Annotated in this window: 15 protein-coding genes; 4 read left to right on the forward strand and 11 right to left on the reverse strand. The window is 42.3% G+C overall.

Going from position 1 to position 14,526, the window contains the following annotated elements; all coding sequences use genetic code 11:
* Window positions 1-10: 10 nt before the first annotated feature.
* From K1X84_04925 to K1X84_04975, 11 genes are all read right to left on the reverse strand, one after another.
* Window positions 11-847, reverse strand: coding sequence for a transglutaminase-like domain-containing protein (locus K1X84_04925; GenBank protein MBX7150959.1), 837 nt, complete (start codon window positions 845-847; stop codon window positions 11-13).
* The gene (locus K1X84_04930; protein ID MBX7150960.1) at window positions 840-1,343 is read right to left on the reverse strand and encodes a DinB family protein; all 504 of its coding nucleotides are present in this window, start codon (window positions 1,341-1,343) and stop codon (window positions 840-842) included. Before K1X84_04930 ends, K1X84_04925 begins: the two co-directional genes overlap by 8 nt.
* 13 nt (window positions 1,344-1,356) lie before the next feature.
* Window positions 1,357-3,777, reverse strand: coding sequence for a M1 family metallopeptidase (locus K1X84_04935; protein ID MBX7150961.1), 2,421 nt, complete (start codon window positions 3,775-3,777; stop codon window positions 1,357-1,359).
* A gap of 94 nt (window positions 3,778-3,871) precedes the next feature.
* On the reverse strand, window positions 3,872-4,438 hold the full coding sequence (locus K1X84_04940) for a peptidylprolyl isomerase (protein MBX7150962.1): 567 nt from the start codon (window positions 4,436-4,438) through the stop codon (window positions 3,872-3,874).
* A gap of 83 nt (window positions 4,439-4,521) precedes the next feature.
* Window positions 4,522-5,469, reverse strand: coding sequence for an AEC family transporter (locus K1X84_04945; protein MBX7150963.1), 948 nt, complete (start codon window positions 5,467-5,469; stop codon window positions 4,522-4,524).
* A 147-nt stretch (window positions 5,470-5,616) separates the two neighbouring features.
* A complete protein-coding gene (locus tag K1X84_04950) occupies window positions 5,617-6,882 on the reverse strand; it encodes a hypothetical protein (protein MBX7150964.1) in 1,266 nt (421 codons plus the stop codon).
* Window positions 6,883-6,893: 11 nt separating this feature from the next.
* Window positions 6,894-7,352, reverse strand: coding sequence for a hypothetical protein (locus K1X84_04955; GenBank protein MBX7150965.1), 459 nt, complete (start codon window positions 7,350-7,352; stop codon window positions 6,894-6,896).
* Window positions 7,353-7,407: 55 nt separating this feature from the next.
* Window positions 7,408-8,187, reverse strand: coding sequence for a M48 family metalloprotease (locus K1X84_04960; protein MBX7150966.1), 780 nt, complete (start codon window positions 8,185-8,187; stop codon window positions 7,408-7,410).
* A 151-nt stretch (window positions 8,188-8,338) separates the two neighbouring features.
* Entirely contained in the window at window positions 8,339-8,764 is a 426-nt protein-coding gene (locus K1X84_04965; GenBank protein MBX7150967.1) for a BlaI/MecI/CopY family transcriptional regulator, read from the reverse strand.
* 59 nt (window positions 8,765-8,823) lie between these two features.
* Window positions 8,824-9,999: an MFS transporter gene (locus K1X84_04970; protein MBX7150968.1), complete on the reverse strand. Its 1,176-nt coding sequence runs from the start codon at window positions 9,997-9,999 to the stop codon at window positions 8,824-8,826.
* Between the two features lie 30 nt (window positions 10,000-10,029).
* Entirely contained in the window at window positions 10,030-10,662 is a 633-nt protein-coding gene (locus tag K1X84_04975; protein ID MBX7150969.1) for a lysophospholipid acyltransferase family protein, read from the reverse strand.
* A gap of 44 nt (window positions 10,663-10,706) precedes the next feature.
* Between K1X84_04975 and K1X84_04980 the strand changes: the two genes are divergently transcribed.
* The 4 genes from K1X84_04980 to K1X84_04995 all read left to right on the forward strand — a co-directional run bounded on the left by K1X84_04980 (window position 10,707) and on the right by K1X84_04995 (window position 14,526).
* Window positions 10,707-11,555 carry a TIGR00730 family Rossman fold protein gene (locus K1X84_04980; GenBank protein MBX7150970.1) on the forward strand — a complete coding sequence of 283 codons (849 nt, stop codon included), beginning with the start codon at window positions 10,707-10,709 and terminating at the stop codon, window positions 11,553-11,555.
* Between the two features lie 146 nt (window positions 11,556-11,701).
* The gene (locus K1X84_04985) at window positions 11,702-13,033 is read left to right on the forward strand and encodes an NAD(P)-binding domain-containing protein (protein ID MBX7150971.1); all 1,332 of its coding nucleotides are present in this window, start codon (window positions 11,702-11,704) and stop codon (window positions 13,031-13,033) included.
* A complete protein-coding gene (locus tag K1X84_04990; protein MBX7150972.1) occupies window positions 13,030-13,908 on the forward strand; it encodes a hypothetical protein in 879 nt (292 codons plus the stop codon). Before K1X84_04985 ends, K1X84_04990 begins: the two co-directional genes overlap by 4 nt.
* Window positions 13,909-13,947: 39 nt before the next feature.
* Window positions 13,948-14,526 (forward strand): tetratricopeptide repeat protein, encoded by a 579-nt coding sequence (locus tag K1X84_04995; protein ID MBX7150973.1) that lies wholly within the window; start codon window positions 13,948-13,950, stop codon window positions 14,524-14,526.

Raw genomic sequence — 14,526 nt, forward strand, 5'->3', positions numbered from 1 at the left:
CCGGCTTTTTTTATTCTCCCAAATTTATATCCATCATATCGACCAATTCAATCATCAGCTTCATATTTTCCTCGTCGCCAGCTTGCTGATAAGCATAGATCAGATTACGTAAAACTCTGATCAAAATAATTTCAGCGGTACATTCAAATCTTTTGAAATCGTTGTCCGTGAAAAAAATCGGGTTGTCGGGATTGATCAAATCTTTTTCATAAAAGAGTTTACCGCCGTTGAAGCAGTCGACAACGACGCGCTGATCGCCCACCAGAATTCGCGCAAGAAAATGACCGGGAAAATTGCATCCTTCCACTTTCAATTTCAATCTGTGACCAATCAAAATATATAAACAGGCAAGACTGATCGGAATTCCGCGTCGCGTCTCAATAACGCGGATAAGATTACTATTCAGAGGATTGTAATAATCGTCTTTCTCGCCACGAAATTCTTTTAATTTAAAAAGAAAATGGGTCAGCGTTAATACGTCGTATTCAAAGTGATTCGATGCATATTCTTCAGCCAATTCATCGAGCAAGACTTTCAGTTTTTTTTCATTGGAACGTCCCAACTGAAACATGGCGATCAGCAGTAAACCTCGCTCCAATTTTATTTTATCGTCATCCAGATCAAACCACGTCCGCCAGCGTAATTTTAACCACTGGCGGTTTTCATAAGCCATGATTGCTCTGACAGTCTCTTCCTGATGTTGGTCGAGCTGAACGTTTTGGGTAACGATTTCATCCATTAACGACGGGCCAAAAATGGACAGTTCTTTCCAGACCGTTTCTTTAATAGACTCGGATTCATCGTCCAGCAAACGAACCAGATGACGTATGTTTGATGCGTCAGCCATGAAGACTTCTTTCGTACACTTCTTCAGAAGTATGTCCGTACAGCGGTGTTGTCGGCACATTAAGCATGCCCAGGTAAATATAAATTTGTCCGCGATGATGAATTTCATGTTCCACCATCGACCGCAGCCATTTCCATACGGTAATGGATACGCCGCCGGGAGTGACGCATTTTTTTTGTAAATCTTCCGGCGTCAGCGCCTTAATGATCTCCACACACTCCAGATGCATTTGTTCAAAGAATGCAAGCACGTCCACATAACCTTCAGCCAATCCTTTACCATGTCCCGGGTAACGACTCGGCTTCAACTGAATGTTTTCGGCAAACATGTAACGATTGATCGCGCCGAGATGCCGGACAAGATCGCCGAGTGTAAACTTGCCTTCCTGGTACGTCCATTCAATTTTATCCGGCGGGATACAGCGAATCACCCGTAACGTGCGTTCGTGTACGCGCTCGTAAAATTCAAGAAAACGTTTGCTGTCCGTGATTTCCATACAGCGTTCCTATTTAAAATATTACCGTTTCGATAATTTCACGTTGCCAATCTTCCCAATCATGAGCATAATAATAGTTGCGGATTTTCAGACGCATCGTTTCCTGTTGCGTAAAAAAACCGATCGTACTGGTGGCAACATTGCTCAATTGCGAATTGGCGTTTACGGCAGCATCCAGTAAATTACCAATGACGGTGTCGTCAAGATAATTCAATTTTTTCATAATATAAAAAGTACTCATACGCGTACGGAAATCATACGCATTGCTCGTGTAATCGATCAGTTCTTTCATCGCATCGGCATTGCCGGAGGCTAAACTGATTTCAAGCCATTTGAGACGTACAGCGTAGGCCATGCCTTTGACGTCTTTCGTCAAATCGAGATAGCGGGACGTATTGGCCGGATACAGTGACGTCAGCTTAATCAGGCTGTACCATATATTGTCATATGACGGATCTTTGAGCAGCGCTTCGTATTCAGTCAGCATTTCGTTGGGAATCATTTGAACGTTTTGAATAACAGTACGGCGAACTTCCGCGTCCGGATCAGCCAGAGCACGGCCAATCAGTTTCATACTCTTCGGGTCAGGATCATTGATCAATTGTAATACAATCTCGCTCTTTGTTGCCTGAAAAGTTTCTTTACCAAACAATTCGACCAGTAAATCTCTTTTTTCATCAAAATCAAAATTACGCAGCGCCACCAATGCATCGTAACGATCAATCATATTAGGAGCACGGCGCGCCTGTGCTTTCAATTCGTTTAACGATTTATCGAAAGTAACATCTTTCAGAATAATGCTTCCTGGATCAAATAAAACAAAACTGACGGTTTTGCCTTTTGCATTTGGAATGGTCACTTTCGTCGACGCTTTGTCGATCCATTCTTTGACGTGATCGGACGAGCCATCTTCGTAATAAACTTCGAATACAATCGGCATCTTAAAAAGTTTCACCAAATCGTCGGTGGGATGAATTTGATTGACCGTAATTTCAGTCTGGCGATTTCCCTGCCATACAACGTCACGGTAGCTTACTTCATAATGCGGTTCGCCGCCGCGATAAATCCATTGATCAAAAAACCAATCAGGCGTGACGCCGAGCGTATCAAGGAACGAATTATAAAAATCGTGCGTGTCGACATTATCATAACGATGATGGCTCAGAAAATGATATACAACGCGGCTGAGTTCCTCGTTTCCAAACGCATATGCCATCATATCGAGAACGGCTGAACCTTTGTCATACACGCGTGGAACGCCGCCTTGAGTGTGCATGATCGGCAGACGATCCGATTTTCCTGCGTTCAATGATTTTGTTTGCTCGCTGCGTCTTTCCCACTGATAATAATCTTCTCCGAAAAATTTACGTACCCCAAGTTTGGCATAGTACGTGGCAAAACTTTCTTGCAACCAGAGATGCTTCCAATTGTGCATAGTGATCAGGTCGCCGAACCATTGATGCGCTTGTTCATGAACGTCCGTGTCAACGTAGAAATCATCAAGATACGCCCGTTTGTCGACGTACCAGAATTCGCCGTATAAAACGGCCGTCGTATTTTCCATTGCACCCGTTACAAAATCCTGGACGGGAATATTGGCCATCGATTCCCAAGGATAAGGAATGCCAATCGCTTCTTCCAAAAAATCCATCGTTGCGGCAGAATATTTGTACGTCCATTCCATTTTTTCAACTTCGCCGGGATAATAATAAAGATGAATGGGAACACCGCGTTTGGAATAAACGGTTTTAATATCATACCGGCCAATGCTGAGCATCATGAGGTAACTGGCATGCGGTTTGGACATAGCATAATGCCACGTCTTGGTTCCGTCTTTATTAATTTTCTCTGAAATTTTTTTCCCGTTGGATAAAACCTGATAATCTTTGTCAAATGTGACGATCATTTCCGTGATCATTTTATCGCTGGGATCGTCATATAAAGGCATCCAATTACGGTGATCAATGTCCTCGCCTTGCGTCCAGATCTGTTTTTGACTGATATTACGCTGATCATTCCAGCCAACAAAATAAATTCCAGAGCGCGGGTGCGCTTCATACACGAAACTGATGCTGTCCTTGCTGTTCCATGTCAACGCCGGTTGTGGATAAATTATAATCTGTGAACCGGTGTTTTTAAATTTAACGTCTTTACCGCCTAATGTCGCTTTGATGATTGTAAGTTTGATTCCATCAAACGCAATACTGTCCACTTGTTTACGAATCGGTTTGAAATAATGAGTAATTTTACCTTTAACTATGCCTTTGGGAGGATCGAACGATACGTCAAGTTTTAATCGTTCAATATCCAGAACATGGTCGCGAGTTTTGACATCGGGATCGGTATAAAACTTTTCAGTTGGATATTCCGTTTGTTGTGCATAAAGAGAACACCACATGGTCATTACTATCCATACAATCGCTAATACTCTCATAACATGATTTTCCTTTGATGGTTGTAAATAACAATTTCAGTTAATGACGATCATCGTCCTTATGTCTCATTAAGTTTGACCGAAATTAGCATAGTCATTTTTCACGCACAATGTTTAAAATTTTAATCTGAGGTTTTAAATATTGGCCTTCTTCAGGCTGTTGATGGATTTTCTTCACTACTTCCATGCCTTCGATGACGCGGCCAAAAGCCGCAAAACCTTGTCCGTCAGGATTGCGTTTGCCTCCGTAATCGAGTTCCGGCTGATCGCCAACACAAATAAAAAATTCTGATCCGGCCGTACCAGGCTCTGCTCGTGCATAGGAAATAACGCCGTCAAGATGATGAATACCCGTTTTTTCTGTTGTTTCATGTTCGATAGGAAAGTAACGGGTTTTGTCATCTGAAAACAATCCGCCTTGAATGACTTCGATTTTAACAGGATTGTTCGGTTGGTTTTTCATCGTTACAACACGATAAAAAACGGAATTGACATACAACTCTTCGTCGACGTACATGAGAAAATTTTCTGCAGAAATCGGCGCTTGTTTCACAAAAACTTCTACGCGAATATCACCCAGTTCTGTGTGTATAACAACTGTGGGGTTTTGTGAGAACAATGCTCCAATCCCAAACAGTAAAAGAAGCAATGTTGTTTTCATAGGTCATGAATTTGTGGTTAACAAACTAATTATTGAAACTCAATTAATCAATCAAGGAAATCAGAATACCCTAAACAGGTCATTCAAATAAGGCGACCGGATTTCAAAATGTATAAACCGGTTGAAATCGTAAGAATTGAGCCTAATGTAGAAATTAGAATAATATTACCGGCAAGCTTTGAATTGCCGCCCATAGCTTCAGCCATGACAAAACTCACAATAGCCGTCGGACACGCAAACAAAATAAACATAATACCGATATCTACTCCGGAATAATTGAAGAGATAAGCAAAATACGTCAACAGGAGAGGTGTAATTATAATTTTGAGTACTGATGCGGAAAAAGCTATTTTAGAAGCGCGTTTAACTTCTTCAAAATTGAGCGCCCCGCCAATGCCGATTAAAGCCATCGGAAGCGTGAGAGCCGAAAGATACCCGGCGGTTTTGGAAAGAATCGGATGAATACTGATTTTAAAATATATAAAAGGGAGCGATATCAATACTGCAATGATCAAAGGATTTTTAGCAACCTCCCAAAGCGCATCTGAAATATTCAAGCTGCGTTCATGCCGCATCGGCACTGTCAACGCAATCACAGCCAAAACGTTGTACAACGGAAGAATAAATGCCAATACAATCGATGCTTTGCCGAGGTGTTCTTCTCCAAATAAATTAGCAACCAATGCCAGTCCGATAACAGCATAATTTCCCCGAAAACTTCCCTGGATAAAGACGCTCCTGTCTCGCCCATCCTGAATGAACGGTCTTGACAACAGCCAACTCATTATGAAAGAGATTAATGTACCTACATAAACAAAGATTACTTGATTCAATTCAAAGGTTGCATGGATATCCAACCGCGATAATTCTAAAAACACCAACACCGGAAGAGAAACATTAAATACAATTCGTGAAGAAAGATTAACGAAATTGTCATTGACCAACCCGATTTTTCGTAAGAAAATTCCGAGAAATACGATTAAAAAAACCGGAAGGACGGTATTAGCTATGAATAGTAAATTTTCCATCAGCAGTTGACATTAATTTAGGCAGCAATGTAAAAAAGAAATCTGCCAACATCCATTTTTTTGTTCGATTCGGATTTTTTTAGTTTATAAAACTAAGGAAAATAAAAAAAGGCGTAGTAACCTACGCCTTTTTAGAAAAATGGTTCCCGTTTATTTTAATTTTGTTTTCAGAATGACAACATCTTTGAGCTGATCGTATGGTTTAATTTTTCTGTTATCAAAACCGCTCCTTAACTGCGCATTGGCAATATAGTAATACCAATCGCCTCCAATTTCACCCGTCGTCGCCTGATCGAAGTGCGGATTATTGGCTTCAATGATCGTTACACCGGTCACGTTCTTCATATCCGGACTCAAATGAAATTTTTTAATCCTTCCAACAACACCGGATTGATGGGCGATCAGAATTCGATCATAGAACGCAAGACCGTCGACTCCGCCGAGCGGAATTAATTCAGGATGTTTTAGAAAACGATAATCACGTGTCACTCTATCAATGATCATGATTCCTAAAGCGTCTGCAACGAATAAATATTTTCCATCTGAAGATTTGGTGATTCCGTTCAAAAAAACCGCCCTTTCCGGTTTAAGGAATATTTCTAATGAATCCCGTGCATGATTGATCCAAAAAATTTCTCCGGATTGTGAATCGGTTATGTACACATTGCCTTCTTGATCGACTGTCAGATCGTTAAAAAAATGATCGCCTTTTGGTCCGGGATATTTACGGATCAATTGGCCGGTACGTAAATCGAATTGATGAACAATCGTCGTTAACTGTTCTTCGCCGATGCCTTCGGCAATCGGCATATTAGGATTCCGGCAACTGTTAACCCAGATCACGCGATGCCGGGCATCGACTTCCATTCCTACCACGCCGAGTAATCCGTCTTGTTTTTCAGCCACAAAGTCATCGCTGCTTCCATCGGGATAAATCCGTTTGACCTTGCGTTTGTAGGATGAACTGATGAACAATTGCCCTGTCGAATCGTCAAACGCCGTTCCTTCCGGAATGAGGTCGCGCTCTTTAATAGTGAACGCAACGATACTGTTATTAACCGGTTTGCGCAACGCGTCGATTTCCTTCAAAAGCCTTATAAATTCTTTATCATTTCGAAATGAATAAAAGGCGCTATCGGTGGGCGCATTCAGAACAAAATCGCTTCCCATAGCAATACCTTGTTTCAATTTAAGAAGTGCTTTGTCTTTTTGATTTTGCCAGCCGTGTACTTGAGCCATCAAATAATAAATTTCAGTATCGCTGGGAATTAATTGCTCAAGCCGGTACAATTTTGTTTCAGCTAGTGAATAGTTTCGGTTTTGGTACGCATCAAGCACTTCATAATACAGCTTAAGCGCGTCTTGTTCTTGGGCAAATAACAAGCAGGGATAGAAAAAGATTAAAAAAAGTTTCATTGATAAAACCTTCATTTTTGAGTGGATGTCATTGCAATTAGTTTCCATTCATCCGCACGTTTTCGATACAGCGTTGTCCAGGCAAAAACCGTCGTATCGATTACAGACTGTCCTTGCTCATTCTGGTAGCTTAGGATTACGATTTTCTGGACAAAGGTACTGGCCATACTTGCATCATCAGAAATTTCGATGATGGGCTCGGCGATATCATCCCACTTTATAAATTCAACACGATCAAAATAGCGTTTGAAATTTTCGCGCATTTGCCGGTTTGTGCGAAACCCCAATTCGCCATTTCGGATAAAGAGCAGCGTATCCGCCTGTTCCGATGCCAATAGATCGATATTTTCTTCAAGATGCGCCGTCCGTTGCCGCTCATGCAGTTTTAAAAGCTCTCTTCTCTCCTTTTCAATATCAGGATTATTGCAGGCGACTGTAATCAGTACACTAATCCATAGTACATATCTCATATGTCACTCCTTTAAAAAAATTACTACACTGTGTAGTAAATTACTTTAAAAAAATTTATTGTGAACAGCCTGAATAACACAAATGTGTTCGCTTACCGTGCCCTGTCGACCATTCCAATTGATTCTCCGAATGAAATTTGATGATCCAAATTCCAATCGCAATAACGACTAATCCGATAATCATGCGTCGATAACGAACAAAACGATTACCTTTTCCTTGATGTATGAGGCGATCTAAGCGTTTTTCAAGCGACGCCGTAGCTGAGCTTGCAATCACCGGAACCGCCATTTCATTTCCGAGTGATAAATTCCACACTTTAACAAGGGCCGACGCCAGTTCCAACGGCCGATTAAAAACTTTCGAAACGATTTCGTCGCATGTTTGTTCATAAAACAGAACAAACGCCGGTTCCACATAACGATTAAAAAATAAAATCATTATTTGTGCCAACAATACAGAGAGCATGAGGCCGGCAAAATCAAAACGTTCATCAAGCGCCCGGTAAAATATCGCCAGACTGATAGCGTAAGATATCCATGTCAAAAAAGTTGTGGCCATTACTTTTTGCAAAAATTTCCTTAAATTATCCCGGCGCTTAACATGCACAAGTTCATGGGCCAATACCTGCCTTAATTCCCATTCATTCAAATTTCTTAATACCAATGGTGTTATAAATATTACCGGCTTCAAAAGCCCGGCGGTAAATACCGGTATCTCATTGGTAATGATTCGAAGATCCGGATTAATGTGAAATTTCATAGCCGATGCAACTGACAACATGCTATCGTGCAATACACTATCGGCCTTGACCGATTGTTGAATTAATTTTTTCATTGAATATCCGTGCGTCCATAATCGAATCACAAATACCAATAGCAGCAAACACAGTAAACTCTGCAGGAAAAGTACATAACCACACCCGATTGGATTCACAATAAAAAAACTTAAGAAAGTCAGAATATCGACGTAATACTGGCTCAACATACTATTTTTTTTGTTTTTTTAATTTGGCGTCAATTAACTTAGATAGTTCATGAATTTTCTGAGGATCTTCTTTTTCCAGCGAATCCACAAACTGACTTAATAAGGGCAACGAAAAGTCGGAAAGCAATCCTTTGAGAATAGTTTGGGAGGTTGTTTGAGTAAATATTTCCCGCGTCAGAATAGGCTCATAAATAAATGCATTCCCATCTTTAATTTTTTTCAATACGCCCTTCTGCGCAAGCCGCGTCATGACGGTCATAACCGTGGTATACGCAATACGGCGTTTAAGTTTCAATTTTTCAAAAACGTCTCTGACAGTCAAACGGCCGCTATTCCAAAGCACTTCCATAATATCGGCTTCAAGATCACCAAAGATTTTTCGCAATCCGGTTTGGCGCGGATCAAATGTAAAATAATACTTTTTCATATAAGTCTACTACGTTGCGTAGTTAGATAAGTTACAAAAAAACTTAGAGTTTTTTTGCGTTATGAATTAACGTGATTTGAACGAATTCGCCCCAACATACCTGCGGATACTGCGCCTAAGCCCAGCATACCGATCCAAAGAACGTCCGGTCCCCAATGTTCATAAATCTGAATGCCGATCCATGGCCCGAGAATAAAGGCGAGGCTGAAGGTCATCTGATAATAACCCATATATTCGCCTCTGCGGTTAGGCGGCGCTATTTCTCCCATATATGCCGCCAATCCTGGAAACAAAATCATTTCGCCAAAAGTCCATATCACAACCGACCCGGCTACCGTCCACATGTCGACTGTCAAAATCATAGCACCGAAACCTAAACCGACCAATACGGCACCCAACGCAAGAGTATGGCTATGTTTCCAATGGCTCATTTTCATATTGAGCCATACTTCCGCAACAATAATCAACGCCGTATTGATCGTAAACAAAATCCCGTAGGCCGATTCATGCAAATGGAGATCGTTGACCAAATACAAAGGCATCGACGATTCGTGCTGAAAAAAAACCATCACTACCGGCACAACAGCCATCAAGAAATACATGAGCCGTTTATCTTTATAGGCTATTCCTTCGTGGTGTTGGGTCTGGATCGTCATATCGTGAGAAATAATTCGCCACGGTGCAAACATCAGGACAAATCCGGCCATTAAAGCGAATCCCCCATTTACTATAAAAAGCGTTGGATACGACACTAATACTAAAAAACCCCCGACCGCCGGACCGATGCTCATACCGATATTAATAGCGAGCCGTTGAAGAGCGTATGCTGATTTTCGCTGCCCGGGCTGAGTCATATCCGTAATGACGGCAAGGCTGGCGGGACGAAAAGCTTCACTCATCATCGCCCATGTGACAGTGGCTCCAAATACAACTGCGAAACTTTGGGCTAAAGGATACGCCATCATGACTATCGATGACAAAAAAAGCGATAAAAGCATAACTTTTCTGTGGCCGAGAAAATCGGATAACCTTCCTGAAAACGGAGCGGATACCAGTGCCCCAATGCCGTATCCAATAAATACCCATGCAGCCTGATCCGATGAAAAATTCAAATTACGTGTCAGGTATAACACCAAAAAGGGCAAAGCCATAGTCCCCGTCCGATTGACCAATGTGGTTGTAAAAATTACCCACAGTTCCTTAGGTAACTCCCGTAAGCTTTTCCATGGATTCATTTAAAAAAATTTTCCTTTGAGTTTTGCAGTTTAATACTGATCCGGATATTTACCTTTGAAATTTAAAAAATAATCGTGCATAAAATGAATATCGTTATCCGCATTACCCGTTGGGTAAAAAAGTTCGCCGATATGCAGGATGCGCGTTGGATAGTCGAATGCAACCAAAAGAATTGGCACGTTGGCTCCAATCGCGATATAATAAAATCCAGTTCGCCATCGTTCTGTTTTTTTTCGTGTTCCCTCCGGTGAAAGACCGAGAATAAATTGTTCATGTCGTCCAAACAGATCAATGCATTGCCCAACCACGCCATTCGGATGAAAGCGGTCGACGGGCGTTCCACCGAGTTTTTCCCATAATGTTCCGAACGGCCAGCGAAAAATCGTGTCTTTGCCAAGCCAGCATACTTTAATGTCCAGCGCCATCAGCGCAGCCATGCCGACAACAAAATCCCAATTACTGGTATGCGGTGCGGCAATGGCCACAAATTTCGGAATGTCCGGTATCGGGCCCGAAACGTTCCATCGTAATATACTCAAGATAATCTGTCCGAACCATCGCACGATGACCCGGTGATAGCGCGGAATTTGCAAAGATAATTTAGGAAGATCCATGAAAAGGAATTGACAAACAGGCGATGTTTCTATAGATTTTCCAGACACATTAGACATTCCTCAACACTTTTTCAAGTACCTTGAAAGGCCCTATGGCTGCTAAGAAAAAACACGCCCATCTCAATCACAAAAACATTCCGGTCAAAGCATTCGAAAATCTTGAATTTCTTCACAGCCCGGAGGCCCGAACAATCAGGATGTTAAGCGAACTGCATGAACCGCTTCGGCGTTTTCGCAAAATCGGTGTGCGCGACACTGTCGTGTTTTACGGTTCGGCCCGAACTCCCGATCCGGAAACAGCGAAAAAACGCTATAGTGAATTACGTAAAAAAGTTTCCAGGGAAAAAAATCCCTCCCGGAAACTTTTACAAACATTGGAATATGCTAAAATCGATCTGGATATGTCTCAGTATTACGGCGACGCCATGCAATTAGCTCATTTATTAACCAAATGGTCCCGCTCATTGTCCGGTGAGAAAAGATTTATTGTATGTTCCGGCGGCGGCCCCGGGATGATGGAGGCAGCCAACCGCGGAGCAAAAAAAGCAGGCGGTCCTTCGATTGGGTTGAATATCGAATTGCCATTCGAACAGATACCTAATAGTTACATCACACCGGAACTCAATTTTGAATTCCATTATTTTTTCATGCGCAAATTTTGGTTCGCTTATTTGGCTAAAGCATTGGTAGTTTTTCCAGGAGGATTTGGAACTCTGGATGAACTTTTTGAAATTCTGACGCTTGTGCAAACCAAAAAAATCGAAAAACCGCTGACGATTGTGATCTACGGATCAGAATATTGGAAGGAAGTCATTAACTTCGATACCATGGTTCGGCATCATATGATCAGTTCGGAAGATCTCGATCTCTTCCATTTTGCCGACACACCCGAATCAGCTTTCGAATTTCTCAAAAAGCAACTCACTAAAAATTATTTGTAGATCATGCCAATTCCCCATTTAAATCTCCTTTAAAGCAATTGAGAACTCATCTCATTTTGAAACCCACATTAAAGATTTTTAATTTTTACTCCGCAACTATTTTAGTATAATATTCTGGCAACTTTGGACTGCAACTATGGAAAACAATGAACGAATCGTTGCTTACTCTGTCGCTCTCACTATTATTATTTGCGTTAGTGTTTATTCCCTATCTTTGGTTTACCCAAAAGAAAAGAAAAACATTTGAGGCCAAAAAGCAGGAGGCCATTGCACTGGGGCATGATAAACCTGTTGCCCAACATCCGCTGATCGATCAATCCCGATGTATTGGTTGTGCGGCATGTGTTATTGCATGCCCGGAACATGCGCTCGGCATGATCGACGGAATGGCCGAATTGGTTTATCCCGGTAAATGCGTTGGCCATGGTGTTTGCGCGGAAGCCTGCCCTGTCTCGGGCATTCGCATTGTGCTCGATCCCGCCAAATCAACTGCTGAATTACCTCTACTGGATGAATTTTTCCAATCGAATGTTCCGAATGTGTATCTTATCGGGGAACTCGGCGGGATGGCACTGCTGCGTAATGCAATCTATCAAGGCAAATCGGTTATTGAACATATTTCCGAAAAAATTAAAAGTTCGCCCCGTCAAACAAACAATCCTTCACGGCATGACGTTATTATTATCGGTGCCGGTCCGGCCGGTCTCAGCGCCGCGCTCATGGCTCAGAAAAACGGATTAAATTATCTCCTGCTTGAGAAAGAAGAAACACCGGGCGGCGCCATTTTAAGTTACCCGCGTCAGAAACTCGTGATGACCATGCCCGTCGAAATTCCGCAATATGGCGTGCTCAAAAAACGCGAATTATCCAAAGAAGATTTATTAACGCTCTGGTCGGACATTATTCAGAAAACTTCTCTTAAAGTTACTTGCAATGAACGCCTTGAAGATGTGATTCACCATGAAGGAGCGCTGACGGTTGTCACTTCAGGTGGAAATCGTTACGATGCCGAACATGTTGTGTTAGCGCTGGGTCGTCGCGGAACTCCGCGAAAACTGAATGTACCCGGAGAACAATCGTCTAAAGTCGCTTACCAACTTCTTGAAGCCGTACGGTATAAACACATGCATTGTATGGTCGTCGGCGCCGGCGACAGCGGTATCGAAGCTGCGATCGCACTTTCCAAGCAACATGGAACGACCGTTACGTTGATCAATCGCGGCACGGACTTCCAGCGCGCCAAATCCAAAAATCAGGACCGTGTCCGTGAAGCTGAAACACAAAACCTGATCAAAATTTATTACCAATCTTCGGTTTCAGACATTCGTGATCACAGCATAACCATTCAATCACCGGAAGGCTCACTTGAAATAACCAACGATTTCATTTTCATTTTCGCGGGCGGCGAAATGCCGACGCCGTTCCTTAAAAAAATCGGAATAGAATTTACTCACAAAGACCGGATGATCGCCGCATGAACCGAACATTGCACAGCATTTACATCCTCTCATTGACGGTCATTGGAATTCTGATTGTCGCATGGATCGGAATTTACGGATGGAGTTATTATGCTACCGATGTGCCGGACCGGCATGAACATGCGTTGCATTCTACCCTTAGCCCCACCGGATTTTGGGGACATGGAATGGGATTCATCGGCGCTTTCCTGATGACATTCGGCGTAGTCATGTACTCGCTCAGAAAACGTTGGAAATTGCTAGCCAAGGTCGGAATGATCAAGCATGTACTGGAACTGCATATTTTTTTGTGCCTGATTGGCCCCGCATTGATCGTCTATCACACAGCATTTAAGTTTGGAGGCATTGTGGGTGTGAGTTTTTGGTGCATGATGATCGTTGTTGCAAGCGGAGTGATTGGGCGATATCTATACTTGCAAATTCCAAAAACCGTAACCGGCCGCGAGATTACTTCTTACGAACTTGAAAAACAGATTGACGCACTTCGAAAAAAATTATTGGATGAATTTAAAATACCCATAGAGTTTATAGCTCACATCGACGCCATTTCCAGTGAACTGATCGAATCATCGAAAGCATCGCTAATTACAACTTTCCCAAAACTCGTCATACAAAACTTACGTCACGATGTTCGCGTTCGGTCTCTGATTGCGTCGCTGTCGCACCAAAACGGATCGGCATCCGCCGAAGTGGTCAATGCCATTGCTGAAAAATCTCACTTACAAAGACAATTGGCTAATCTCACGGTCACGCAGAAACTATTTCGCTATTGGCATATGTTTCATTTACCGTTTGCAGTAGTCATGTTCATAATTATGATCGCTCATATTGTGGCAGCGTTTTTGTTTGGTTACGGTTGGATATTTACAGAATAGATTGACCTTTATTCACCATTTAACAATCCAAGGAAATTCATGAAAGACAAAAAAACTCTGGGACTTGTCGCCCTCGGAATAACGTTGTTAGTTTTTGCAGGATACAATTATTTCCAGTTGCCTAAATCTAAGCCGGTTTCCAATGAAGACACGGCTTCTTTACAGACCAGCATTTCTTCCATTGACGGTAAAACCATGCCGGCCAACCATGATCAATTAGTTCAAGCCGATCAACTCAGAGAACATTTGAAATCGAATCCAACCGACACCGATCATTGGGTTCAATTGGGTAATTTGCTTTTTGATGCAGGAAATTTTGCAGATGCTGTCGAACCGTACCGTACAGCACTCCAATTACGCCCGACAGATAACGACGTACGAACCGATTATGCCGTTTGCTTGTTCAATACCAATCGATCCGATGAAGCAATTGCTGAGTTGAATACGGTCATCAAAAGTAATCCGAACCATAGCACGGCTTTATATAATATAGGTGTCATCCATTCGCATAGTGGCCGCAACGATCAAGCTAGAACATTCTGGAATCGGGCGATTGAGGCGGCGCCGAATTCCGACATCGCACAAAAAGCCCGGCAAGCTTTGGCTAATCTGAAATAA

This window comes from bacterium (genome assembly GCA_019695335.1).
Taxonomy (GTDB): Bacteria; CLD3; CLD3; order SB21; family SB21; genus JABWBZ01.

Bases quoted from the DNA above. Each gene is read 5' to 3' on its own strand.
- K1X84_04965 (MBX7150967.1), bottom strand. From the start codon at position 8,764: ATGAAAAAGTATTATTTTACATTTGATCCGCGCCAAACCGGATTGCGA.
- K1X84_04935 (MBX7150961.1), bottom strand. From the start codon at position 3,777: ATGAGAGTATTAGCGATTGTATGGATAGTAATGACCATGTGGTGTTCT.
- K1X84_04930 (MBX7150960.1), bottom strand. From the start codon at position 1,343: ATGGAAATCACGGACAGCAAACGTTTTCTTGAATTTTACGAGCGCGTA.
- K1X84_04995 (MBX7150973.1), top strand. From the start codon at position 13,948: ATGAAAGACAAAAAAACTCTGGGACTTGTCGCCCTCGGAATAACGTTG.
- K1X84_04925 (MBX7150959.1), bottom strand. From the start codon at position 847: ATGGCTGACGCATCAAACATACGTCATCTGGTTCGTTTGCTGGACGAT.
- K1X84_04940 (MBX7150962.1), bottom strand. From the start codon at position 4,438: ATGAAAACAACATTGCTTCTTTTACTGTTTGGGATTGGAGCATTGTTC.
- K1X84_04955 (MBX7150965.1), bottom strand. From the start codon at position 7,352: ATGAGATATGTACTATGGATTAGTGTACTGATTACAGTCGCCTGCAAT.
- K1X84_04980 (MBX7150970.1), top strand. From the start codon at position 10,707: ATGGCTGCTAAGAAAAAACACGCCCATCTCAATCACAAAAACATTCCG.
- K1X84_04960 (MBX7150966.1), bottom strand. From the start codon at position 8,187: ATGAAAAAATTAATTCAACAATCGGTCAAGGCCGATAGTGTATTGCAC.
- K1X84_04990 (MBX7150972.1), top strand. From the start codon at position 13,030: ATGAACCGAACATTGCACAGCATTTACATCCTCTCATTGACGGTCATT.
- K1X84_04970 (MBX7150968.1), bottom strand. From the start codon at position 9,999: ATGAATCCATGGAAAAGCTTACGGGAGTTACCTAAGGAACTGTGGGTA.
- K1X84_04950 (MBX7150964.1), bottom strand. From the start codon at position 6,882: ATGAAACTTTTTTTAATCTTTTTCTATCCCTGCTTGTTATTTGCCCAA.
- K1X84_04985 (MBX7150971.1), top strand. From the start codon at position 11,702: ATGAACGAATCGTTGCTTACTCTGTCGCTCTCACTATTATTATTTGCG.